25 protein-coding genes are annotated in these 23739 nt (G+C 64.0%); 10 read left to right on the forward strand and 15 right to left on the reverse strand.

Annotated elements, in window-relative coordinates; translation table 11 throughout:
* Positions 1-91: 91 nt before the first annotated feature.
* Positions 92-1417, reverse strand: coding sequence for a 30S ribosomal protein S12 methylthiotransferase RimO (gene rimO / locus WHZ77_RS16650; protein WP_375314595.1), 1326 nt, complete (start codon positions 1415-1417; stop codon positions 92-94).
* A gap of 111 nt (positions 1418-1528) precedes the next feature.
* On the opposite strand from rimO, the gene WHZ77_RS16655 reads away from it, so the two are divergent.
* From WHZ77_RS16655 to WHZ77_RS16675, 5 genes are all read left to right on the forward strand, one after another.
* Complete coding sequence (locus WHZ77_RS16655) at positions 1529-2119, forward strand: ANTAR domain-containing response regulator (RefSeq protein ID WP_375314596.1); 591 nt, start codon at positions 1529-1531, stop codon at positions 2117-2119.
* Positions 2116-3279, forward strand: a complete 1164-nt coding sequence (locus WHZ77_RS16660; protein ID WP_375314597.1) for a CmpA/NrtA family ABC transporter substrate-binding protein — start codon at positions 2116-2118, stop codon at positions 3277-3279. Before WHZ77_RS16655 ends, WHZ77_RS16660 begins: the two co-directional genes overlap by 4 nt.
* Before the next feature lie 332 nt (positions 3280-3611).
* Positions 3612-5393, forward strand: a complete 1782-nt coding sequence (locus WHZ77_RS16665) for a NirA family protein (protein WP_375314598.1) — start codon at positions 3612-3614, stop codon at positions 5391-5393.
* Positions 5390-6997, forward strand: coding sequence for a sulfite reductase subunit alpha (locus tag WHZ77_RS16670; protein WP_375314599.1), 1608 nt, complete (start codon positions 5390-5392; stop codon positions 6995-6997). The genes WHZ77_RS16665 and WHZ77_RS16670 overlap by 4 nt, the downstream gene beginning before the upstream one ends.
* A gap of 294 nt (positions 6998-7291) precedes the next feature.
* Positions 7292-7444 carry a hypothetical protein gene (locus WHZ77_RS16675; protein WP_375314600.1) on the forward strand — a complete coding sequence of 51 codons (153 nt, stop codon included), beginning with the start codon at positions 7292-7294 and terminating at the stop codon, positions 7442-7444.
* Here WHZ77_RS16675 and WHZ77_RS16680 read toward each other — a convergent pair whose 3' ends face one another.
* The 3 genes from WHZ77_RS16680 to pxpB are packed head-to-tail and all read right to left on the reverse strand — an operon-like array spanning position 7445 to position 10013.
* Positions 7445-8215 carry a LamB/YcsF family protein gene (locus tag WHZ77_RS16680; protein WP_375314601.1) on the reverse strand — a complete coding sequence of 257 codons (771 nt, stop codon included), beginning with the start codon at positions 8213-8215 and terminating at the stop codon, positions 7445-7447. It lies immediately after the preceding gene.
* 32 nt (positions 8216-8247) lie between these two features.
* Positions 8248-9285 (reverse strand): biotin-dependent carboxyltransferase family protein, encoded by a 1038-nt coding sequence (locus WHZ77_RS16685; RefSeq protein ID WP_375314602.1) that lies wholly within the window; start codon positions 9283-9285, stop codon positions 8248-8250.
* On the reverse strand, positions 9282-10013 hold the full coding sequence (gene pxpB / locus WHZ77_RS16690; protein ID WP_375314603.1) for a 5-oxoprolinase subunit PxpB: 732 nt from the start codon (positions 10011-10013) through the stop codon (positions 9282-9284). The genes WHZ77_RS16685 and pxpB overlap by 4 nt, the downstream gene beginning before the upstream one ends.
* 248 nt (positions 10014-10261) lie before the next feature.
* Between pxpB and WHZ77_RS16695 the strand changes: the two genes are divergently transcribed.
* Positions 10262-10960 carry a ribonuclease activity regulator RraA gene (locus tag WHZ77_RS16695; RefSeq protein ID WP_011087336.1) on the forward strand — a complete coding sequence of 233 codons (699 nt, stop codon included), beginning with the start codon at positions 10262-10264 and terminating at the stop codon, positions 10958-10960.
* Between the two features lie 25 nt (positions 10961-10985).
* On the forward strand, positions 10986-11390 hold the full coding sequence (locus WHZ77_RS16700; protein ID WP_375314604.1) for a cupin domain-containing protein: 405 nt from the start codon (positions 10986-10988) through the stop codon (positions 11388-11390).
* A 63-nt stretch (positions 11391-11453) separates the two neighbouring features.
* Here the strand turns inward: WHZ77_RS16700 and WHZ77_RS16705 are convergent, their stop codons facing one another.
* From WHZ77_RS16705 to WHZ77_RS16715, 3 genes are all read right to left on the reverse strand, one after another.
* On the reverse strand, positions 11454-11804 hold the full coding sequence (locus WHZ77_RS16705; protein WP_375314605.1) for a hypothetical protein: 351 nt from the start codon (positions 11802-11804) through the stop codon (positions 11454-11456).
* A 179-nt stretch (positions 11805-11983) separates the two neighbouring features.
* Complete coding sequence (locus tag WHZ77_RS16710) at positions 11984-12865, reverse strand: DUF2147 domain-containing protein (protein WP_375314606.1); 882 nt, start codon at positions 12863-12865, stop codon at positions 11984-11986.
* Between the two features lie 170 nt (positions 12866-13035).
* Positions 13036-13815, reverse strand: a complete 780-nt coding sequence (locus WHZ77_RS16715) for a transporter substrate-binding domain-containing protein (RefSeq protein WP_375314607.1) — start codon at positions 13813-13815, stop codon at positions 13036-13038.
* Between the two features lie 126 nt (positions 13816-13941).
* Here WHZ77_RS16715 and WHZ77_RS16720 point away from each other — a divergent pair, with 126 nt between their 5' ends.
* The gene (locus WHZ77_RS16720) at positions 13942-14439 is read left to right on the forward strand and encodes a DUF1993 family protein (RefSeq protein ID WP_375314743.1); all 498 of its coding nucleotides are present in this window, start codon (positions 13942-13944) and stop codon (positions 14437-14439) included.
* A gap of 3 nt (positions 14440-14442) precedes the next feature.
* Here the strand turns inward: WHZ77_RS16720 and WHZ77_RS16725 are convergent, their stop codons facing one another.
* The 6 genes from WHZ77_RS16725 to WHZ77_RS16750 all read right to left on the reverse strand — a co-directional run bounded on the left by WHZ77_RS16725 (position 14443) and on the right by WHZ77_RS16750 (position 20649).
* Positions 14443-14922, reverse strand: coding sequence for a hypothetical protein (locus WHZ77_RS16725; protein WP_375314744.1), 480 nt, complete (start codon positions 14920-14922; stop codon positions 14443-14445).
* A 279-nt stretch (positions 14923-15201) separates the two neighbouring features.
* Positions 15202-16191, reverse strand: coding sequence for a hydroxyacid dehydrogenase (locus WHZ77_RS16730; RefSeq protein ID WP_375314608.1), 990 nt, complete (start codon positions 16189-16191; stop codon positions 15202-15204).
* Between the two features lie 35 nt (positions 16192-16226).
* The gene (locus WHZ77_RS16735) at positions 16227-17327 is read right to left on the reverse strand and encodes an ABC transporter ATP-binding protein (protein ID WP_375314609.1); all 1101 of its coding nucleotides are present in this window, start codon (positions 17325-17327) and stop codon (positions 16227-16229) included.
* Between the two features lie 6 nt (positions 17328-17333).
* Positions 17334-18239 (reverse strand): carbohydrate ABC transporter permease, encoded by a 906-nt coding sequence (locus WHZ77_RS16740; protein WP_375314610.1) that lies wholly within the window; start codon positions 18237-18239, stop codon positions 17334-17336.
* Positions 18239-19177 (reverse strand): carbohydrate ABC transporter permease, encoded by a 939-nt coding sequence (locus WHZ77_RS16745; RefSeq protein ID WP_375314611.1) that lies wholly within the window; start codon positions 19175-19177, stop codon positions 18239-18241. The genes WHZ77_RS16740 and WHZ77_RS16745 overlap by 1 nt, the downstream gene beginning before the upstream one ends.
* A 131-nt stretch (positions 19178-19308) precedes the next feature.
* Entirely contained in the window at positions 19309-20649 is a 1341-nt protein-coding gene (locus WHZ77_RS16750; RefSeq protein WP_041748307.1) for an ABC transporter substrate-binding protein, read from the reverse strand.
* 489 nt (positions 20650-21138) lie between these two features.
* On the opposite strand from WHZ77_RS16750, the gene WHZ77_RS16755 reads away from it, so the two are divergent.
* Together WHZ77_RS16755 and WHZ77_RS16760 are read left to right on the forward strand one after the other, a co-directional pair.
* A complete protein-coding gene (locus WHZ77_RS16755) occupies positions 21139-21948 on the forward strand; it encodes a Spy/CpxP family protein refolding chaperone (RefSeq protein ID WP_375314612.1) in 810 nt (269 codons plus the stop codon).
* A 111-nt stretch (positions 21949-22059) separates the two neighbouring features.
* Positions 22060-22437, forward strand: coding sequence for a response regulator (locus tag WHZ77_RS16760; protein WP_375314613.1), 378 nt, complete (start codon positions 22060-22062; stop codon positions 22435-22437).
* A gap of 110 nt (positions 22438-22547) precedes the next feature.
* On the opposite strand, the gene WHZ77_RS16765 is transcribed toward WHZ77_RS16760, so the two are convergent.
* Together WHZ77_RS16765 and WHZ77_RS16770 are read right to left on the reverse strand one after the other, a co-directional pair.
* A complete protein-coding gene (locus tag WHZ77_RS16765; RefSeq protein WP_375314614.1) occupies positions 22548-22697 on the reverse strand; it encodes a hypothetical protein in 150 nt (49 codons plus the stop codon).
* Between the two features lie 25 nt (positions 22698-22722).
* Positions 22723-23671 (reverse strand): IS630 family transposase gene (locus tag WHZ77_RS16770; RefSeq protein WP_375309229.1). Its coding sequence is split into 2 segments (ribosomal slippage): positions 22723-23334 and positions 23336-23671, totalling 948 coding nucleotides; the frame shifts between segments, so codons are not numbered across the junction.
* Positions 23672-23739 lie beyond the last annotated feature (68 nt).

Genomic DNA, 23739 nt, shown 5'->3' on the forward strand with positions numbered 1-23739 from the left:
ATCAACGTTCTTCGTGCCGCGCGTCAAGGCGTGGATGGCCGGGACAAGCCCGGCCATGACGTTGTGGACGCGCCAGCGTGCACCAAGGCTCTCAGAATCCCGCGACACTGCCGTGCAGATCGTACTGGTCGGCGCGCTCGATCTTGGCGGTGACGATCTCGCCGACGCGCAAGGGGCGGCGGCTGGTCAGATACACCGCGCCGTCGATCTCCGGCGCATCCGCCTTTGAGCGGCCCTTGGCCACCGTCGGGCCGACCTCGTCGATGATGATCTGCTGGCGGGTGCCGACCTTGCGCTTCAGCCTGCGCGCCGAGATCTTCTGCTGGCGAGCCATCAGCGCGTCGTAGCGCGCCTGCTTGATCTCTTCGGGCACCGGATTCTCGATCGCGTTCGCCGTGGCGCCGGCGACCGGCTCGTATTTGAAGCAGCCGAGACGATCGATCTCGGCCTCATCGAGCCAGTTGAGCAGATATTCGAAATCGGCATCGGTCTCGCCGGGGAAGCCGACGATGAAGGTCGAGCGCAAGGCGAGATCGGGGCACTCTTCGCGCCAGCGCTTGATGCGCGCCAGCGTCTTGTCCTGCGCGGCCGGGCGCTTCATCGCCTTCAGCACTTCGGGGCTCGCATGCTGGAACGGGATGTCGAGATAGGGCAGGACCTTGCCCTCGTTCATCAGCGCGATGACCTCGTCGACATGGGGGTAGGGGTAGACATATTGCAGCCGGACCCAGGCGCCGAGCTCGCCGAGCTCGCGCGCAAGGTCGAGGAATCTGGCGCGGACCTGGCGATCCTTCCAGGGGCTCTCGGCGTATTTGAGATCGACGCCGTAGGCCGAGGTGTCCTGCGAGATCACCAGCAGCTCTTTCACACCGGCGCCGACCAGGCGTTCCGCCTCGCGCAGCACGTCGTTGGCCTGCCGCGAGACCAGGTCGCCGCGCAGCTTCGGGATGATGCAGAAGCTGCAGCGGTTGTTGCAGCCTTCGGAAATCTTCAAGTAAGCGTAGTGGCGCGGCGTCAGCTTGATGTCCTGCGGCGGCACCAGATCGAGATGCGGATTGTGGGCGGGCGGCAGCGCGCGGTGCACGGCGTCCAGCACGCTCTCATATTGCTGCGGACCGGTGATGGAGAGCACGCCGGGATAGGCCTGCTCGATCGCTTCCGGTTCGGCGCCCATGCAGCCGGTCACGATCACCTTGCCGTTCTCGGCCATGGCCTCGCCGATCGCCGAAAGCGATTCTTGCTTGGCGCTGTCGAGGAAGCCGCAGGTGTTGACGATGACGATGTCGGCCCCGTCATGCTTGCGGGCGAGCTCGTAACCCTCGGCGCGCAGGCGCGTGATGATGCGCTCGGAATCCACCAATGCCTTGGGACACCCGAGCGACACGAAGCTGACCTTGGGCGCAGCCGTCTGATCCATATCCAAATCTGCCTGATTGACAGGCCTGAGCTAGTCCCAATTGCCCATAATTACAACCCTTTGCATCGCGCTCCGGCATGCTATGGATGACTCGCCGGTGGTGAGTGAGCAATGAGCGCCGAACAGTCGCCTAAAATCGTGATTGTCGACGAGAGCCCGATCCGGGCCGCAATCCTCCAGGAGGGGCTGCGGGAGGCCGGGTTCACCCAGCTCGTCCATATCAGCGAAATGCAGAGCCTGCTGGCCCGTATTTATGCGGTCGATCCCGACATCATCCTGATCGATCTGGAGAACCCCAGCCGCGACGTGCTGGAAGCGATGTTCCAGGTCAGCCGCGCCGTGCGGCGGCCGATCGCGATGTTCGTCGACCAGAGCGATTCCGCCTCGATCCAGGCCTCGGTGGAGGCGGGGGTGTCCGCCTACATCGTCGACGGATTGAAGAAGGAGCGCATCAAGCCGATCCTCGACCTCTGCGTGTCCCGGTTCAATGCCTTTGCAAAACTCCAGGAGGAGCTGGAGCGCACCAAGTCGCAACTCGAGGATCGCAAGATCATCGAGAAGGCCAAGGGCATCCTGATGAAGGTGAAAGGCCTCAACGAGGACGAGGCTTACGTGCTGCTGCGCTCCACCGCGATGCGCGAGAAGAAGAAAATCGGTGAGATCGCCCAGTCGATCATCACCGCGTCGGAGATGCTGAAATGACCGCCTCCCTCCGCATCGGGTTCATCCCGCTGGTCGATGCCGCCGCCCTGATCGTCGCCGTCGACAAGGGCTTCGCCGCCGCCGAGGGGCTCGACGTCACGCTGGTGCGCGAGGTGTCCTGGTCCAACGTGCGCGACAAGCTCAATATCGGCCTGTTCGACGCCGCGCATCTGCTGGCGCCCGTGGCGATCGCATCCTCGCTCGGGCTCGGCCACGTCAAGGTGCCGATTGCCGCGCCCTTCAATCTCGGTATCAATGGCAATGCGATCACGGTCTCGCCGGCGCTTCATGCGGCGCTGATGGAGGAGATCGACGGCGACCGATTCGATCCGCTCGTCACGGCGAAAGCGCTGGCGAAGGTGGTCGCCAAACGGCGCAAGGCGGGGGCCGAGCCGCTGACCTTCGGCATGACCTTCCCGTTCTCGACTCACAATTACCAATTGCGGTTCTGGATGGCCGCGGCCGGCGTCGATCCCGACGAGGACGTGCGCCTGGTGGTGCTGCCGCCGCCCTACATGGTGGACAGCCTCAAGAGCGGCCATGTCGATGCGTTCTGCGTCGGCGCGCCCTGGAATTCGGTCGCGGTCGATCTCGGCATCGGGCACATCCTGCATTTCGTCTCCGACATCCTGGTGCGCGCCGCCGAGAAGGTGCTGGCGGTTCGCCAGGTCTGGGCCGACAAGAATCCGGATGTGGTCGCCGGCCTAGTGCGCGCGGCGGTGAAGGGGGCCGAGTTCATCGAGGATCCCGCGAACCTGACCGAAGCGGCGCAGATTCTGGCGCAGCCCGAGCGGATCGGGGTCGATGGCGAGGTCATCCAGCGCACGCTCACGGGCCGCCTGAAGATCTCGCCCGACGGGACCTTCCGCGAAAGCGCTCGCTACCTGCTGGTCGGGCGTGAAGGGGCAGGGCGCCCCGATCCGGTCCAGGCCGCCTGGCTCTATGCCCAGATGGTGCGCTGGGGGCAGACCGCGCTGATGCCCGATGGCGTCCGGACCGCCATGGCCGTGTTCAGGCCGGATCTGTACGACGCAGCCCTCGGTCAGCGGCCGCCCACCGAAGCTCCCGCGGCGTTCGGCGCCTTCGCCGGCCCCGCCTTCGATCCCGACAACATTCGGGGGCATCTTGAGGCCTTCGCAGTCGGGCGCTGGAGGCCCTGATTCGGCCTGCATTGTTTTTGGGCGCGAGGGTCCAGCGGCTAAATTTTGAGCGCACTGCCCGTATTTCGTGGGAGTTCCCGCCCAGGGCTTTACGGAAGTATCCGTAATCATCTGAAAATACATCAATTTTCAAATCAACGAAGCTGGCACGCAACTTGTATGTTGCAGTGCGGCCAGCCTGTCACAGATGCCTGCTGAGCCAAGTCCCGCAGCAACGAAGCTGACCGGACCGTTAGGCGCAAAGCCGGCTCTCGAGCCAGCCGAGCTCCTCGCGGGTCGTGCAATTTTCCGTCGATACCACTCAGGTGGCCGCAGGAGCTTCGTTACCGACCATGAAGATCGATACGCTCTCAGTCGACTTTACCGACGAGCAGAAACGCTATCTCGAAGGGTTCACGACCGGTCTGCAGATCAGCCGGGTCGGTCGCGGTCTGGGCGGCGGTGCCGGCAAGGCGAATGCCGAGCCTGTTGGTCCCGATGCCGTGCACATCAAGGCGCAGGACAAGGTCATCGCGTCGGGCAGGAAGCTCGCCGACCAGGAGAAATTCAAGCGCGACGAGCATCCCTTCGATGCCTATCCGCGGCTGCGCCAGCAGGCGGCGGACAATTCGCCGCCGAGCCCTGCGGACAATTTCCGCTGGCGCTATTACGGCATCTTCTACGTCGCGCCGACGCAGGATTCCTACATGTGCCGGCTGCGCATTCCGAACGGCATCATGAAGCACTGGCAGCTGTCGGGCCTTGCAGATCTCGCCGACGAGCTCTGCGGTCCCTACAGCCACGCCACGACGCGATCCAATCTTCAGTTGCGCGAGATCCCGCCGAAGAATGCTGTTCTGCTGATCGAGGGCATCCAGGACCTCGGCCTGTGCTCGCGCGGCGCCGGCGCCGACAATATCCGCAATGTCACGGGCACGCCGACCGCCGGCATCGATCCGCAGGAGCTGATCGATACGCGGCCGTTCGCGCGCGAGTGGCACTACCACATCCTCAACGACCGTTCGCTCTACGGCCTGCCGCGCAAGTTCAACGTCGCCTTCGACGGCGCCGGCAAGATCGCGGTGCTGGAAGAGACCAACGACATCGCCTTCACGGCGTATGAGGTGAAGGACGGGTTCGGCGTCGAGCCCGGAATCTGGTTCCGCCTTGGCCTGGGCGGCATCACCGGCCACAAGGACTTCGCAAGGTACTCCGGCATCATCGTCAAGCCGGAGCAGGCGACCGCCGTCGCGGATGCCATCGTGCGCGTGTTCATCGACCATGGCGATCGCACCAACCGCAACAAGGCGCGGCTGAAATATGTGCTCGACGCGATGGGCCATGACGGATTCCTCAAGCTGGTCGAGGACCAACTGAAGACCCCGTTCACGCGCGTGCCGGAAGAGGCGTTTGCCCCGCGGCCCGCGCCGGACCGCATGGCGCATATCGGCGTGCACAAGCAGAAGCAGGACGGCCTCAACTGGATCGGCGTGTCGCTGCCGCTGGGCAAGATGACCTGCGATCAGATGCGGGGCCTTGCCAAGGTCGCGCAGGATCTCGGCGACGGCGAGATCCGCCTGACCGTGTGGCAGAACCTGCTGATATCGGGCGTGCCCGACCAGAATGTCGAGCTCGCCATCGCCGCGATCAAGCAGATCGGGCTTGCCGTCGAGGCCTCGCATATCCGCGCCGGCCTGATCGCCTGCACCGGCAATGCCGGCTGCCGCTTCGCGGCCTCCAATACCAAGCGCAATGCTGCCGAGATCGGTGACTGGTGCGAGCCGCGCGTTGCCATGGACAAGCCGGTGAACATCCACGTCACCGGCTGTCATCATTCCTGCGCGCAGCACTACATCAGCGACATTGGCCTGATCGGCGCGCGCGTGCCTGTGAACGACGAGGACACGGTGGAAGGCTATCACCTCTTCACCGGCGGCGGGTTCGGTCCCGATGCCGATGTCGGGCAGGAGGTCTATCACGACCTCAAGGCCGAGGACGCGCCGAAGACGGTCGAGGGACTGCTCAAGGCCTATATCGCCCACCGCGCCTCGCCCGATGAGTCCTTCCTCTCCTTTGCGCGCCGCCATGACGGCGAAACGCTGCGCAAGCTTGCCGATGCACAGGTGTCCGCATGAACCAGATCACGCCTCCGCCGAAACTCGACATCATTCCCGCCAGCGCGCCGTTCTCCGACGCGCAGCGTTCGTGGCTGAACGGCTTCTTTGCCGGGCTGCTGTCGCCTGATGTGGCGACGCCCCTGTCGGCCGAGCAGGGCGCCGCGGTCATGCGAGCCGGTGACGGCGACGACGGCGAAGCGCCATGGCACGACCAGACCATGCCGATCGCCGATCGGATGAAGCTCGCCGAAGGCCGCCCCGTGCGTCGCAAGATGATGGCGGCAATGGCGCAGCAGGATTGCGGCCAGTGCGGCTACAATTGCAACGACTATTCGGAGGCGATCGCGGGCCGCAGCGAAGCGCGGCTCAATCTCTGCGTTCCCGGCGGCAAGGAAACCGCGCGGATGCTGAAGTCGCTGTACGAGGAGCTCGACAAGGCACCCGCAGCCAAAGCGCCCGACAAGACGGATGCGGTGGCAGCACCCGCCGTGACCGTGACGATCGCCGAGCCCGGCCGCTCCCGCGACAATCCGGTCGCGGCAACCTTCCTGTCACGGCGCCTGCTCAACAAGGGCGCCTCGGAGAAGGAAACCTATCACGTCGAGTTCGATCTCTCCGAGAGCAAGCTCGACTACGTCGTCGGTGACAGCTTTGGCGTGTTCGCGCGCAACGACATCGGCCTGGTCGATCAGATCATTGCGCTTCTCGGTGCCTCGCATACGACCAAGGTCAACGGCAAGACGCTGCGCGAGGTGCTGATCGAAGACGTCTCGCTGTCGCCGGCACCGGACTCGCTGTTCGAGCTGATCTCCTTCATCACCGGCGGTGCGCAGCGCGAAAAGGCGCGGGCGCTGGCGCAGGGCGAGGATCCCGATGGCGATGCGGCGACCCTCGACGTCATGGCGGCGCTGCAGAAGTTCTCCGGCACGCGGCCGCATCCAGAGGCCTTCGTCGAGGCGCTGGAGCCGCTCCAGCCGCGGCTCTATTCGATCTCGTCTTCGCACAATGCAACGCCCGGCAAGCTGTCCCTGACGGTCGATTCCGTTCGCTACGTCATCGGCAAGCGCAAGCGTATCGGCGTCGCCTCGACCTTCCTCGGCGAGCGCATCAATGAGGGCGAGAAGCTCAAGGTCTATGTGCAGAAGGCGCACGGCTTTGGCCTGCCCGAGGATCCGAAGACGCCCGTGATCATGATCGGCCCCGGCACCGGCATCGCGCCGTTCCGCGCCTTCCTGCTCGACCGCAAGGCGACCGGCGCACCCGGCAAGAACTGGCTGTTCTTCGGCCATCAGCGCAGCGATTGCGATTTCTTCTACCAGGAAGAGCTCAATGCGATGAAGACGTCGGGCCAATTGACGCGGCTGTCGCTGGCCTGGTCGCGCGACGGCGAGAAGAAGTTCTACGTGCAGGACCGCATGCGCGAGGTCGGCCGTGAGCTGTGGACATGGCTCGCCGAGGGCGCGCATCTCTACATCTGCGGCGATGCCAAGCGCATGGCCAAGGATGTCGAGCGTGCGCTGGTCGATATCGTCGCCCAATTCGGCGCTCGCTCGACCGACGAGGCCGTCAGTTTCGTCGCCGAGCTCAAGAAGACCGGGCGCTTCCAGGCTGACGTCTACTAAGGCGCGATGAGATCAGCGTGAATTGCTCCGGCGGCGCAAGCGCCGGGCGTTACGCCGGAAACCCGTTTCTACTGTGCATGGGGTTGTTTTCGGCTTTTTGAGTTGGATGACTCCGAGTTGGTTCCAATCGGTTCGGATTCTAACGAATAAGATTCTCGGAATTCGCGGGCGAAGAGAATTTACGCCTGCGTTGCGGCTCCTTCAGAGAACCGGCATCGCTATTTCCGCCGCCGTCTTGCCCACAGCCCGGGTTGATCCCTCATACTCCCGCAAATGGGGCGTTGGAGATCGACCATGCGCGAACTATCGGCGGAAGCCAGGCTGCACTTCCACGCGCGCTCGCTCTCGCGCCGGACCGCGGCGAGCGTTCATCATGCCGCGCTCTACAGCGCGTTTGCGGTCATCGCGGCCATCGTGTTCGGCACGCTGTCGGTGCACCCGTTCTGATCACGCTCCGCGCTTGAACGGCGCCACTTCGATCCCCGCATCCTTCAACGCCTGACGCAGCGTGCGCGCGATCTCGACAGCGCCGTCCGTGTCGCCATGGATGCACACGGTATCCGTCCGCATCCTGATGACCTTGCCCGTCACCGAGACCACCGCGCCGTCCTGCACCATGCGCACCACGCGGTCGGCGATCGCCTTGGCATCGTGCAGCACCGCGCCGGGCTTCTTGCGCGAGACGAGGTTGCCGTCGTCTTCATAGGCGCGGTCGGCGAATACCTCGTGCACCATCGACAGGTTGGCGTCTTCGCCGGCCTTCACCAGCTTCGAATTTGCGAGCACGACGAAGATCAGGCCGGGATCGACGGCCTTGATGCCGGCGGCGATCGCCTTGGCCGTCATGTCGTCCTCGCAGGCGACGTTGGACAGCGCGCCATGCGCCTTCACATGCGTCACCTTGTGGCCGGCCGCGGTCGCGATCGCCTGCAACGCACCGATCTGATAGGCGACGAGGTTCTCGATCTCGGAGGCCTTCATGCCCATGATCGGATGCCGGCCAAAGCCGTGCAGGTCGCGGTAGCCGGGATGCGCGCCGACCGAGACGCCGCGCGCTTTTGCCAGCTCCACCGTCCGGCGCATGATGTCGGGGTCGCCCGCATGGAAGCCGCAGGCGACGTTAATGGAGCTTGCAAGGTCGATCATCGCAGCGTCGTTGCCCATCTCCCACGCGCCAAAACCTTCGCCGAGGTCGCAGTTGAGATCGATCGTCTTCATGGGGTGCTCTCCACCTTGGGTCGTCCTGTCTTTTACGGCTCCGCCACGACCTGCCAGGTCCCGGCATCCACGGCGCTCACCGCATAGCCCGCAACGTTGGCATCGCTGAGCGCCTCGATATTGAGTTCGATGGTGTCGGACGGGCGCAGGCGATCGGGCAGGTTCCGGATCAGTTGCGCAAACTTGCGCGCCTCGTCCTGGGCCTCGGCCATCGTGACCTCTCGGAAGCGGAACGCCGTCCCCACCGAGGTCTGCGCGAGCCGGCCGACGTCGGCCGTGATCACGGTCGCGATCTTCGGGTAGCCGCCGGTGGTGCCGCGATCCATCATCAATGCGATCGGCGCGCCATCGCCAGGCACCTGGATGCTGCCGATGACGGTGCCGTCGGAGACGATGTTGTGGCCGTGCAGATGCTTGATCGCGGGCCCCTCGAGCCGGTAGCCCATGCGGTCGGAGGTCGCCGAGATCTTCCACTCGCTGTCCAGGAACAGCGCCTTGTTGACGTCGTCGAACTCGTCGTCCTGCGGTCCCAGCAGGACGCGGATCGGGCCGCTCACCGGCTTCGGCAGTTCGATGCGCAACTCGGGCGCGCCGCTCGCGGTATCGACATTGAATTCGTCGCCGGCCTGGAGCGGGCGCGGGTAGGGGCTGCCAAGGCCCGCGCGTGCATTCACCGCAAGGCTGCCGAACACCAGCTCGCCCTTGATGGCGCCTTCGATCGCGAGATAGCTGAACGCACCGCCGCGGGCGAAGCCCAGTGTCAGTGTCTCCCCGTCTTTCAGCGTCACCGATGTATCCATTGCCACCGGTTTCCCGGCGACGTCGGCATTGCGCGGCGCGCCCGCGATCGCAACGCGCACAGCGCCGTCACGGGCGGTGAAGGTGGCGCCGAACGGGCCGATCTCGACAGCGGCTGCGAACGGCTCGTTGCCGAGAAGCGTGTTCGCGGCCGCCAGCGACAGCCGGTCCATCGCGCCGCTGACCGTGAGGCCGTAGCGCTGCGCGCCATGGCGGCCGCCGTCCTGGACGGAGCTTGCAGGCCCGATGGAGGCGACGACGAGCCGGCTCATGCCGTCACCTGCTCGGCGACGATCTCGCCGGCTTCGGCGGCGCGGTGGAGTTCCTCGAAGGTCTTGTGGTCGATGGCGAAAAATGTCACGCGATCACCGGGTTCAGTGAGGAAGGTCGGATTCCGGTGGAGCTGGTAGGTTTTGACAGGCGTGCGGCCGAGCAGGTGCCAGCCGCTTGGCGCGGCCAGGCACTGGATCCCGGCCTGGATGCCGCCGATCGAGATCGTGCCGGCGGGGGTCAGCAGCCGCGGCGACTGCCGCCGCGACATCTGCAGGGATTTGTCGAGGCCGCTGAGATAGGACCAGCCCGGGGTGAATCCGATCATCGCAACCCGATAGTCGCCTCCGGAATGGCGGGCGATGATGTCCTCGGGCGTGGTGTTCAGCGCCTTGGCGACATCCTCCAGATCAATGCCGTGCTCGCCGCCATAGGCGACGGGAATGCGCCAGCGCCGTGCCTTCATGGCTGGCGGCAACGGCTGGCTGGCGATCGGGAGAATCTTGTCGCCGAGCGCGTCGAAGCCGATGGTGCCGGGATCGTAATGCACCAGCAGCGAGCGATAGGTCGGCACGGTCTCGGTGATGCCGTCGATGGGGTTTGCCGCCAGCGCCTTGTCGAGCGCGAGCACGCGCTCGTTGGCGGCGTCGTCGATGGTGCGGCTGAACTCGACCGTGACGGCACTGTCGCCACTGGGCAGAAGGCGGGGCGGGGGAAGCGTCGCGGCCATGAGTTGTCGAAATCGGGCTGCTGGAGAAACGCGGGCTCATCCTTGAGTTCCGCGCTGTCCTGCTTCGCGTAAATGCGCCCGCAAGTCCAATAAATTAATGCAGGGGTCCGCGATAAAGCCTTGTTATCGCGTCGCATAACTGCGCTGCACCCCTGCGTTTCCAGTGCCGTCTTGGCCCTTGACGGCAAGCCCCCGGCTCGCAAGATGCGCGGCGTTCTTTCCCGCCCATCCGGAGCTCGTTTTCGTCCATGTCGCTGTCCCCCGAAGCCCGCAAGACCCTCGCCGGCATCACCACTGCCACCATCACCACGGTCCTGCTGAAAAAGGGCCTGCGCAACGTCTGGATGCGCGGCGCGCGCCCGCTGCGCCCGGGCCTGCCGCGACTGGTGGGGCCGGCCTTCACGCTGCGCTTCGTGCCGGCGCGCGAGGACCTGGCGACCCCGGAATCCTGGTCGTCGCCGATCTCGACCCGTACCGCGATCGAGGCGATGCCGGAGGGATGCATTGCCGTGGTCGACGCCATGGGCATCACCGACGCCGGCATCTTCGGCGACATCCTCTGCGCCCGCATGATGAAGCGCGGCGTGACGGCGCTCGTCACCGACGGCGTGGTGCGTGACGTCGAGGGCGTGCTCGGCACCAACCTTCCGGTGTGGTGCGATGGCTATGCCGCGCCGCCTTCCGTGGCGGGCCTCACCTTCGTCGGCTGGGGCGAGCCGATCGGCTGCGGCGGCGTCGCCGTATTCCCGAACGACATCGTGGTCGCCGACCAGGACGGCTGCGTGCTGATCCCGCAGGCGATGCTCGACCACGTCCTCAACGAGGGCGTCGAGCAGGAGCGGATGGAAGCCTGGATCGTCAACGAGGTGAACAACGGCGCCGTGCTGCCGGGCCTCTATCCCATGAATGCCGAGACCAAGGCGCGCTACGCCGCCAGCAAGAAGTAACCAGAACAGAAGCGAGGACGACCCCATGGAGATCACTGTCGCAGGCACGCGGCCGACCCGCCGCGCGCCCAAGGAACACTTCACTGGCACCGTGTTGCAGGACCCCGTGATCATGGCGCCCGCGCCGGCGCGGCTGAACTGCTCGCGAGTCTCATTCGAGCCGGGCGCACGCACCAACTGGCACCATCATCCGCTCGGGCAGACACTCTACGTGATCTCGGGCGTTGGCCGGGTCCAGACCAAGGGCGGCCCTATCAAGGAAATCCGTCCCGGTGACACCGTCTGGATTCCACCGGGCGAACTGCACTGGCACGGCGCAACGCCTGACAACGGCATGTGCCACATCGCCATGCAGGAAGCGCTCGACGGCGTGTTCTCGACCTGGCTGGAGCCGGTCACGGACGCGGAGTACGGCGCGCCGCTGGGCTAGACTCGCGTGACCGGACAAGACGCATCGCCCAAGGCGATACGTCGCCGCCGATCCACGCCCAGATTACTGCCGCTCAGCGGTCCACGTTCCCGTGCACAGGGCGCCGCGCCAGGTGCCGGAGCCGGTCGTACCGCTGAGCCGGCCGTAGCCGATGGCGCGCTTGATGCCGGTGCTCAGGGTGACGTTGATGCTGCCGGCATCCGCCACGCGGCCCGACGCCGTCACCATCGCGCTACTCGATGCGATCTGGCCGTTGGCGATGCCGATCGAGACGGTCGCGCCGTTGCCGCAGGTCTCGCTCGACGACGAGATGCGAACATTCCATGCACCGTCGAAGGTGCTGGCGCTCGCTTGAGCGGCCGGCAATGCGATGGCAACGATCGTGGCGAAAAGACACTTGCGAAACGCGTTCATGGCACGCCCCTGTGGTTGAACCTGGGGCATCGTGTCAGGGGCCGGGGGCGGTTGATGTGAGGGCAGTCACGCCCGAAAGGGCATTGTGAGGTGGCGCACCTATGCAGCGGCGCTGCCTACAAAGCAGAAGGGGCCCGCAAGGGGGCCCCTCTCGTCGCCATCAGAAGTCGAGCCTGGGCTCAGTTCACCCGCGTCCAGGTCTGGCCGCCGCAGAACATGCCGCCGAAGGCGCAGCCCTGCACGCGGAGCCGATCCGTGCCCTTCATCGCGATCGTCGAATCGTAGGTCGATCCGGTGTTGGGATCGAGGATGCGGCCGGACCATTTCTGCTCCTTGCCGGGCTTCATGTTGATCAGGACCTGCTCGCCGTTCTGGTTCGATTTGCTGTCGACCGAATAGCCGCAGAGATTGTTGCCGCACTGCTCGATGCGGACCTTTCCTTCCTTTTCCTCGGTGAGCCAGATGCCGAGCGGTGAATTGAGATCTCGCGTCGGCGCGGCTGCGGGCGCCGGCGGGGTGACGGCGGCGGACTGAACGGGGGCGGGCGCAGCAGCAGGCGCCGGAGCTGGGGGCGGTGCCGGCGGCGCGGCGGCCGCTGTGGGGGCTGGCGGTGGAGGCGGTGCGGGCGGCGCCGCGGCGACCGTCGGGGCGGCGCTTGGAGCCGGTTGAGGCGGTGGCACAAGCGCGTCTTGAGCCGGGGCATTGTTTGCAGGAGCGGCCGGAGGCCCCGGCGGAGCCGCGGCCACAGGCGCTTGGACTGGGGTCTGCGCGGCCGCCGGAGCCGCAGCGGCAGGTGCGGGGGCCGCTACGGGATCAGCCGGTGTCTGCGGATCAGCCTTGGCCTGTTGAGGTGCCTGTGGGTCCGCTTTCGGCGCCCCCTTGGCATCGTTCTTGGTCTTCTTAGCCTTGCCTTGGCCGGTGTTGTCGTACACGCCGGGGATCTGCACCGTGCCACGGTCTGGATCGATGCGGATGGTGCGCCCGCCATATTCGAACGTGTACTGCGCCTGGGCAGCTGTGCTTGCCAAAAGGAATGCGGCCGCGGCCAACAGCTTCCTCATTTCCATCTCCTGAACAGGTGGTCCCCGCACCGACGCTTACGCCCCGGTTCGATCGCAAAAAGTGATCTAGATCACTGTTGTCCGTATGAGTCGTTGTCCGGCGGTTCCGGGTTCAATACATCCGGAGCCGGTCCAAAGTTTGGCCGGGGCAAGCGGCAGGAGGACGCAGCCTAGTCGAACCAGGCGGCGTAGATTTTCCTGTAGCTGCCGTCCTCCATGGAGATGTGCAGCCACTGGTCGACGAAGGCCTTCAGTGCCATGTCGCGCTGGAGCCAATAGGCCTTCTCGGAGAAGTCGAACGGCTTTTCGGGATGCACCGCGCAGAGGACGCCGGAATGCTGCTTCTGCTGGTAGCGGGTTTCGGAGGCGTCCGTCATCATCAGGTCGGCATTGCCCTTGGCGATCTCGTCGAAGATCACGGTGTTGTCGGAGAACACGGTGATGTCGGCGTCCCTGATGTTGGCGCGCGCAAAGCGCTCATTGGTGCCGCCGGGATTGACGATCACCCGGGTGCCCTTCTTGTCGATGTCGGGAAGCGTCTGGTACTTGCCGACATCGGCGCAGCGCGTGATCGGCGTCTTGCCCTCGCGCATGATCGGCGTCGAGAAGAAGCCTTTCTTCTGCCGGTCGAGCGTGACCGAGACGCCGCCCATCGCGATGTCGAACTGGTCGGCCTCGAAATCCTTCATCAGCTTCGGCCAGGCCGTCGGTACGAATTCGACCTTGACGCCGAGCGCCTTGCCCAAGGCTTCCGCCATGTCGACGTCGAAACCGCTGAACTGCTGCGTGGCCCTGTCGAGATAGGTGAATGGCTTGTAGTCGCCGGTCATGCCGACGCGCAGGGTGCCGCGCTTGACGATCTCGTCGAGGCGCGAGGGCGCCTGCTGCGCGTGAGCCGAAAGGTTTGCCAGCAACGCCAAGGCCAAAGCCGCCAGGATTCGAACAGGCATTCGAACGATCATCTCTTTTCCACCCCTGCGCGAGCTGTCATTGTGCAGCTCGTCAGAGGTGGATTTAGACCAGACGCCAGCCGCTGGCGAGATGGAATTGAGAGGAATTTTGAAGTGACGATCTCGATGTACGAGGCCTCGGTCGGCCTCTTCGTGCCGTATCTGCGCAACCTGTCCGCACTGCTCGACAAGGGCGTTGCCTACGCCGAGGCCCGCAAGTTCAATCCTGCCGTTCTGCTGGGGATGCGACTGTCGCCGAACATGTACGATCTGGCCCAGCAGATCGGCGAAGCCTGCCGCCACGCGACGGTCGCGCCGGCCCTGCTGGCGAAACGCGAGCCGGTGGCGCTGCCGGCGCTGGAACACGACATGGCCGGGCTTCAGGCGCGCATCGCGACGTCGATCGAATTCATCGAAAGCCTGCCGCGCGTCGCGATCGACGGAGCGGCGGAGCAGCAAGTCTTCTTCAGGCTGAGGAACGGGACCGAGCTGCCCTTTACCGGGCGGACGCTGCTGCTGACCTTCAGCGTCCCGCAATTTTTCTTTCACGTCACGACAGCTTACGACCTGCTGCGGCACGCAGGCGTCGAACTCGCGAAGAAGGATTATCTGGGAAGGAAGTAATCCTTACGCTTCGCCCTTGCGCTCGTAGTCGGCGAGCGAGCTGCGGCCGGCGATCTCGCTGCGCAGCAGCTCGAAACGCCGATGGGCTTCGTCCTCGTGCGCGTCGACGAAATGCACGGCGGCTTCGCTCGTCATCGGGCCGCTGATCACGGGCGCGGATTGCTCGCCGATGGTCTCGTGGACGTAGTACTGGCCGTCGTCGCCACGATGGACCGTCCATTTCAGGCGGATCGCCACCATCGGCCCGGGGCCGACCTTGCTGTAGCCGTCGGCGTCGGTATGCTCCGGCACCAGCGGCTGCTCGTCGACCACGGGATGCTCTTGCGCCTCGACCACCGGATTCTCGTCGGCGGCCAGATGCTCATCGGCAGCAGCCGTCTCGGTCTCGGCCTCAGTGTCGCGGACGACGAGGACGGGCTCGGGGTGCTCCAGGATGCTGGCGATGGTCGCCAGCGCGTGGTCGGTCGGGTCGATCTCTGACAAAGGGTCCATCCTCCAACTCGACGCGGCCGGCAAGTCTGTCCCACTGCCGCCGCGGCCGGGCTTATTACGCGGGTTTGATTAAGGCTGAGTTTGGGCTCGATCTGCACCAAAATGGGACGCATTCTGGCGTTCCGAAGGCGGGCGGCCAAGCATGATCCGGATCCCAGGAGTCGCGTTAGCGCAAAGTGCGCAACGGTTTTCCGAAAAGATCATGCTCGAACAATAACCGAAAGCGCGATGACGATTCATCGCGCTTTGCCCGGCCGCCCTTCGGTTTGCTCAGCCCAGGACGTCCTGGTTGATGATGTTCTGCCGGATTGGATCGCCATCCAGCACACTCAGGATGTTGCGTGCGGTCTGCTCGCTCATGCGGCTCACCGCCTCGACTGTCACGCCGGCCACATGCGGCGCCATGATGACGTTGGGGAGCGCGAACAGCGCGTTGCTGACCGGCGGCGGCTCCACCTCGAACACGTCGATGCCGGCGCCAGCGAGCTTGCCGGAGACCAGCGCGTCGTACAGTGCCGCCTCCTTCACGATGCCGCCGCGCGCGGTATTGATGAGATAGGATTTGGGCTTCATACGGCCGATCCGCGCCGCGTCGAACAGGCCGATGGTTTCCGGTGTCTTCGGGCAGTGGATGGTGACGAAATCGGCGTTGGGCAGCGCGGCGTCGAGATCGGCGACCGGCTCGCAACCGGCGACCTTGATCTCGGCGGCGGGCTTGTAGGGATCATAGACCTCGACCTTCATCTCCATCGCCTGGCAGCGCTTGGCGGTCCGGGTGCCGATGCGGCCGAAGCCGATGATCAGAACCGTCTTGCCGTAGAGATCGAACGGCAGCATGCCGAGCCTATCAGCCCATTTACCGTCCTTGACGCAGGCGTGCATCTCATTTGCGCGCTTGGCCAGCGTCAGCATCATGAACAGTGCCTGCTCGGCGACCGAAGGCGAGTTCGCGCTGCCGGCGACCATCAACGGCACCTTGCGGCGGGAGAGGGCGGGCACGTCGACGGCGTCGTAGCCGACGCCAATGCGGGTGACGACCTTCATATCCCCGGATGCCTCGAGCTCGGTCTCGCCGAAGGCGGTGGCACCAAGCGCCACGCCATGGACCGGCGCATGGCTCTTCAGCAAGGCCTCGAAGTCTTTCGCCGAGATCAGGTTCGGAAACTCGACGAGCTCGATATCGTCCCGCTGGGTGAGGAGGGCGCGTGCCCCTTGCGACAAAGTTTGTGTAACGAAAATCTTCTTCTTGTTGGTCGCCATCGCTCCCCGCCTGCTTCAAGTTTCTTGAGCCGGCGTCACAACACGACGCCGGTCTCCTCGTTTAGCAGGTGCATGTTGTTGAGGTCCATCGCCAAACGCATGGGAGCCCCGTCCGCAGCGCCGGCATTGGGATCGACGCGGCCGCAGACGGGGGTGCCGTCGAGAGCGAAATAGACCAGCGTCTCCATCCCCATCGGCTCGGTGACGTCGAGCACGGTGTCGAAGGCTTCCTCGCCGGGCTCGAGGTGCGCGTGGGCCTCGGTGAGATGTTCGGGCCGGATGCCGAGCAGCAGTTTGTCGGTGCGCGGCAGTGCGTTGTAGCGCGCTGCGCGAGCCGGCGGCAGCGGGAAGGCGATGCGGTCGGAGAGGCGGATCTGGAGCGTGCCGCCGGCCTCCTCGAGCCGGCACGGGATGAAGTTCATCGCGGGCGAGCCGATGAAGCCGGCGACGAAGCGCGTCGCGGGCTTATGATAGAGCTCGTTCGGTGTCCCAATCTGCTCGATGCGCCCCTTGTTCATCACCACCACGCGATCGGCCAGCGTCATCGCCTCGACCTGGTCGTGGGTGACGTAGACGGTGGTGGTGCGCACCTTCTGGTGCACCTTCTTGATTTCGATCCGCATCTGCACGCGCAGCTTGGCGTCCAGATTGGACAGCGGCTCGTCGAACAGGAAGACCTTCGGGTTGCGAACGATGGCCCGGCCCATGGCGACGCGCTGGCGCTGGCCGCCGGACAACTGCTTCGGCTTGCGGTCGATCAGGTCGGTGATGTCGAGCAGGCGGGCGGCCTCCGTCACCCGCGCCTTGATCTCGGCCTTGGGATAGTGCTTCAGGCGCAGTCCGAACGACATGTTCTCCGCGACCGTCATGTGCGGATAGAGCGCGTAGTTCTGGAACACCATCGCGATGTCGCGGTCCTTCGGCGGCACGTCGTTGACGACGTCGCCGCCGATCATGATGTCGCCGTCGGTGATGTCCTCCAGCCCTGCGATCATCCGCAGCGTCGTCGACTTGCCGCAGCCGGAGGGGCCGACCAGCACGATGAACTCATGGTCTGAAATGTCGAGATCGATGCCGCGCACGGCCTCGACGTCGTCATAACGCTTGATCACTTTCCGCAGAGCAACTTCGGCCATACGATATCAACCCTTTGTCGCGCCGGCGGTCAGGCCGGCAATGTAATAATCCATCAGGAAGGCGTAGATGATCAGCGGCGGGGCCGCGCCGAGCAGTGCCCCGGTCATGATCTGCCCCCAATTGAAGACATCGCCCTTGATCAGCGTGCTGGTGATGCCGACCGGAAGCACGAACTGGTCGACGGATGTCGTCAATACCAGGGGGTAGAGGAATTGCGCCCAGGATACGGTGAAGGCGAAGATCGTCGCCGCGATCAGGCCGGGAAGCGCAACCGGGATGAAGATCCGTGTCAAGGTCTGGAGCCAGGAAGCGCCGTCGATGATGGCGGCCTCATCGAGCTCTTTCGGGATCGAGGCGAAATAGCCGATCATGATCCAGGTGCAGAACGGTACGGTCAGCGTCGGATAGATGAGCAGCAGCACATACCATCTGTTGAGCAGGGGGATCCCGGTGAAGTCCTGGATGACCGCAAGCATCTTGAACAGTGGAATGAACAGGAGGCTGTCCGGGATGAGGTAGGTGAGGAAGACTCCGGTCGCAAGCGTCGTTGATCCCCAGAACTTCATCCGCGCCAATGCGAAGGCGGCGGGGATGCTGATCAGCATGGTGATGGTCACGACCACGATCGAGACGATCGCAGAATTCCAGAAGAAGCGCAGGAACTGGCTGGACGTGAGAAGCTCGGCGTAGTTCGACAAGGTGGGGTGAAACACCCACCAGGGATTGGTGGCGGCCGAGATCTCCGCGCTGCCTTTCAAGGAGGTAATCAGCATGTAGATCGGCGGGATGAGCGAGAAGATCGCAAACAGCACCAGAAAGAAATAGGACCATCGCAGGGCCCAGGTGCGATCCCGGCTCATGCTGCCCAGTTTGCGGCGCGGCCCGGCCTTGTCGATTGCAAGCGTGCTCATCAGGCTTCGTTCCCGCGTTTGGAGACATCGCGCAGGATGAAGATCGCTGCGACGGCAAGGATCGGCACCATGAAGAGCGAGACGCAGGCGCCGAGCGGAATGTCGCTGCTCTGGATGCCGACCTGGAATGCCCACGTGGCGAACAGATGCGTCGTGTCCAGCGGGCCGCCGGATGTCAGGATGCGCACGATGTCGAAATTGGCGAACGTCACGATCAGCGAAAACAGGGTGGTGATGGCGATGATGTTGCGCATCATCGGCAGCGTGATGAACCAGATCCGCTGCCACCAGTTGGCGCCGTCGATGGCGGCGGCCTCATAGAGCTGGTCGGGCACCGACTTCAGCGCCGCCAGATACATGATCATGAAGAACGGCGCCCCGTACCACACATTGACGAGAATGATGGAGAAGCGCGCCCAGAAGGCATCGCCGAGCCAGGGGATGGGACCGATGCCGAAGAACGAGAGCGTATAGTTGAAGGCGCTGTAGGACGGATCGAACAGCCAAAGCCATGCGAGTGTGCTCATCGCAGGCGGTATCACCCAGGGTACCAAAAGCATGCCGCGCCATTTGCGCTGGCCCTTGGCCGGGATGTTGTGCACGAAATGTGCGACGATGAAGCCGATCATTGCCTTGAAGATGACGGCGGTGATGGCGAAGATGCAGGACTGCTTCACCACCATCCAGAACGTCTCGCGCTTGAACAGGAAGGTGAAGTTGTCGAAGCCCACGAACTTCTGCATCGACTTGTTGAGGGTCGCCAGGTGGACAGAGTAGAGCGCGGGATAAAGCACGAGCACCGCGATCAGGAGGATCAGCGGCAGCGTCAGGAAGAACGCCACGGTCGATTTGCGCCCGAGTGCATTTTGCAGACTGGCCCGCTTGCGCGGGCCTGCAGCACGGGCGAGGCGACCTTGCTCAACGACGATATCGGCCATTACGTCAGCCTTTTTCGAAGGATGTGGAGTGGCGAAGCCGGCGCAACGGTCGGCTCCAGTCGAGATAGGATCAAGCGCAGCCCCGGCGGCTCACGCGAGCATGCGCGAACCGCCAAGGCACACACCCGGCATCAGCTCCGCATGAAGCCTTCGCACTCGCCCTCGGCCCAGGCGAGCGCGGTTTCCATCTTCTCGCCTTGTGCGTGACGCAGGGCCAGTTTGGTCAACGTCGCCTGGAAGTAGATCTGCTGTGCGATCTTGGGCGGCGCGGGCGATGCGGCGATCGACAGCGTCTGCTGCTTATACGGGTCCGGATAGTGGAAGAGCGTACCCTTGGGCGGCCCTTCTTCGGCCCAGGTCTTCAACTTGGTCGTGTTCGCATAGGCCGGGAGATCGTAACCGCCGCTCACCGCGACGAACTTCTCGATCGACGACGGTTGCGACAGATGAGTGAGCAGGCTCTTGGCCGCTTCCTTGTTTTTGCCGAAGCTCCAGACGCCCCAGAAATAGGGCAGGTAGGGCGCGAAACGTCCTTTCGGGCCGGAGGGGAAGCCGTGCGTCCAGCACTGCTCGGCCACCTGCGGCGCGTCGCGCTTGGCGACGGCCCAGGCGCTGGGCGGGTTCATGATGAGCGCACCCTTGCCGGAGACCAGCCATTTGTTGTTGGAGGCATCGTCCCAGGACGGCGCGTCGGGAGGCAGGAAGGAAATCAGCTTCTTGTAGTATTCCAGAGCTTGTCGCACCGCGTCCGTCTTCACGGTGATATCGCCCTTGGCATTGACGAGGTCGGCCCCGAACGACTGGAAGATCGCCCCGGCCGTATCGACGCTGTCGGTGGTCTCGCCCAAGCCGATGCCGAACGGAAAGCCAGCCTTGTGGCAGGCTTCCGCCGCCTTCAGAAATGTCTCCATGTTCCAGTTGTCGGCTTTGGGCGGGCTTCCTGCCGGATACATCTCCTGAACGTCGATGTTGGCATATTTCTTCATCAGATCGATGCGGGAGCAGGGTCCCTTGATCTGACTTCCTGGCGTCGCGGGGACCGCGAGCCATTTGCCGCCGGACTGGCCGAGATATTTGACGGTGCCGTTGACCTCGCCGTTCTGCTTGATGAGCGGCTCCATCACATCGTTGAGCGGCTCGAGTTGCTCGGCATAGGCCTGCGGCCACCATGATGGCATCTGGAGAATATCGTGACCGGACTTGGCCTGGGCCTCGGCTGCGGCGGTCAGCTCGATCTTCTTGTTGTTGCTGGTGATGTAGTCGATCGAGACCTCGACCTTCTCCTTGGCCGCCCATTCGTTGACGAGGTCGGTGGAGGCCTTGTTGGCACCTGGTACCCAATGGTCCCAGAAGCCGATCGAGAGTTTGCCGGCGGCGTAGGCGCCCCGGACGTAGGGCGCCGCGATCAGCGCCGTGGAGGACATTGCAGTGGCAGCCACAAATTGACGTCGCGTCAGTGTCTTGCGTGACATCTCGTTTCCTCGCTTGGGTGTTTTATTGTTCTGGCGTTTCCTTTGAATTCCCGAGTTTGCTTGTTGCTTTTGTTGTTGGCGTTTCTTCGTGCCGTTTCTTGTTGATGCCGTCACCGCGCGGCAAATCACGCGAGGCGCAGCAAATTGGTAGCGCGATCAGATCATGATTGATCGCGTCTGTCGAGGAAGCCGAACGCGCAACGTATAGAACTAACGTTGTGGCCGGGAATGCGGCAGAGCTCGCGTACGGGGCGTGAACCTCCGCAACTGATTTTGCGACGCACACTCCTGGCAGGGCGTGTCGGACCTGACGTGCGCAATTACGCCGCAGTTTCGAATAAGCCTGCATAACCGCTTCCTGCGAATGAGTTTTCGGACGTGGACAGCACTCGTCCGCGCCTAGACCCCGGCGCGGCGAAAACGGTAGAGTTGCAACCGGCCGGTGGCTTCCACCCCGCCAGAACAATCGGATCGACGATGGAGACCAGAATGACCAACCCGGCACCGCCCGCACGGCTTCACTTGCGGCGATGGCTCGCGCTGGGCTGCGTGCTCACATTGCTGCTCGGCGCAGCCGCGGTCGCGCATGCACAAGGCCTGGTCAAAGGTGTTCAGGACGGCGCCGCGGCCGGCAACAAGGCCGCCGGTCCCGTCGGTGGCGTGCTCGGCGGTGCGATCGGCGGCGTGGTCGGCGTCTTCACCGGCGTGCTCGGCGTCAACAATAACAACAATCAGGCGCCGCCGCCCGCCAAAGATACGAGCAAGGACGCCAGCAAGGATTCCAAGCAGCCAGGCGCCGGCAAGGACAAGGACGCCAAGAGCGCCAAGGAGAACGCCAAGGCGGGGAAGGGCGCCAAGGCGAGCAAGGAAGCCAGGAACACGCCACAGGATAACAAGGACAACAAGGACGTTACCGTCCTCACCCAGACTGGCACGCCGCAACAGAGTGCCGAGCAGATCGTCGCCAACAGCGATTCCTATATCGAGCGGATCAAGACGGAGTTGAACCTCACCCCCGATCAGGAGAAGCACTGGTTCGGCTTCTCGAGCGCGATGCACTACCTGGGGCACAATGGTGCAGAGCGGCTCAACCTGCGGGTTGCCCGCGCCAAGCGCGATCCGCCGGATGACATCATCGAGCAGATGCGCAACGAGTCGCAGTTCCTGATCGACCGCGCCGCAGACCAGCGCAATGTTGCCGATGCCGCCGAGCCGCTTTACTCGAGCCTCGACGACAAGCAGAAGCAGGTCTTCATCCAGGAGATGGTGCGCCTCAGCCACGAGCGCGGGCTGGATTGATCAAGTTGAATCGGATTGCGGTCGTCTGAATTAACGGCGCCTGCCACGAATTCGTGAATGCTCTCTGCAGCTGAGGTATGATTAGCTTCGCAAGCTGAATGCGGGGTTGATATGGCGGGCGGACTCTCCGTTTTCCTGGTCGAAGACGAAGCGTTGATCCGGATGATGATGGCTGACATGGTCGCGGAACTCGGCCACCATGTCGTCGCGGAAGCGGACAATGTCCGGGACGCCAGCGCCTTCGCGATGACCGCGCAATACGATTTCGCGATCCTCGACATCAACCTGATGGGCCTCTACGTCGATCCCGTTGCCGACCTGATCGAGCGCCGCGGAAAGCCGTTTCTGTTCGCCACCGGCTACGGGCCGGAGCTGCTGCCGTCCTTGCTCCGGCGCAGGCCGATCCTGCGCAAGCCGATTTCCCTCGACCAGCTCAAGGCGATCATCGACACGCTGTTTCCAGATGTGATCGCCAAGTTGCCCCACTGAGCGATGGCGAAGGCGCCACGCTGAGCGACGGCGAGGGGCCGCGCTGACATCGTCAACGAAATTGGCCGCCTTGAGGGCAGCCAATGAGTTCAGGCAATTGCGCCGCAGCCTCAGATCAGGGCGGCGCCAAGATCGATGCCGCGTGCCATCACGCCAAACGAGGCGACGAGGCCCACGCAGCAGAACAGCAGGATGATCTTGAACGAAGAATCGGCGATGCGCGTTTCGACGGCAGCCCCCTTGTTGACCCTGAATTGCATCAGGTGAGGGAACTTCTAGAGCGTTTCATTTTTTGATAGAAGCGTATCCGGCATTAACGAAGTAGTTGCTGCATTCGCTGGGCAGAACGCTTCTGACGAGGTTGCCGATGTGGTCGCAGGCGTCGTCGATCGTGCGCTTCTGTGCGATGCGCATCCAGTGCTTGATCTTGGCGAAGACTTGCTCGATCGGGTTGAGGTCGGGTGAGTACGGCGGCAGGTACCACAGTCTTGCGCCGGCTTTCCGGATCATCTGCCGAACGGTCGGGGACTTGTGGCTACCGAGATTATCCATGACGACGATGTCGCCCGGTTTGAGCACTTTGACGAGTTGCTGTTCGACATAGGCGCGGAAGCTTTCGCCGTTGATCGGTCCGTCGAACACGCAAGGCGCAGTGAGCTGGTCAGAGCGTAGGGCACCGAGGAAGGTCAGGGTTCGCCAGTGACCGTGCGGCGCAAAGCCGCGCAACCGCTCGCCCTTGGATCCCCAGCCGCGCAACGGGGCCATGTTGGTCTTGATCCAGGTCTCGTCGATGAACACCAGGCGGCTTGGATCGAGGCGATCCTGCAAGCTGCGCCAGCGCTGCCGCCGCCGCGCGACGTCGGCGCGACCCTGCTCAAGGGCGAACAGTGTTTTTTTTGAAGCTGAGACCTTCGCGTCGCAGGAAGGTCCATACCGCATGGTGTGAGACTTTCACGCCTCGCGCGGCAAGTTCGTCCTTCAGCCCGTGCAGCGTTAGATGTGGCGTCTGCCTGATCCGCTCCACGATGAACGCTCGATGCGGCCCCAGAACCGGCTTACGGTGACCGCCCATCTTGCCCGGCGCCACCGAACCCGTCGCGCGATAGCGCTGCCTCCACTTCACGACGGACGACACTGCAACATCGAACCGGGCCGCCACAGCATGGCAACTCTCGCCGGATTCCACCGCCTTCACGGCTCGTTCACGAAGATCATTCGAAAGAGGTCGGACCATCTGATGCTGGCCTCCGATCCAGCCAGCATCTTGAATCACAAACCGCCGCCCGACGGAATCCCTCCCGA

This window comes from Bradyrhizobium sp. A5 (assembly GCF_042076515.1).
Classification (GTDB): Bacteria; Pseudomonadota; Alphaproteobacteria; order Rhizobiales; family Xanthobacteraceae; genus Bradyrhizobium; species Bradyrhizobium cosmicum.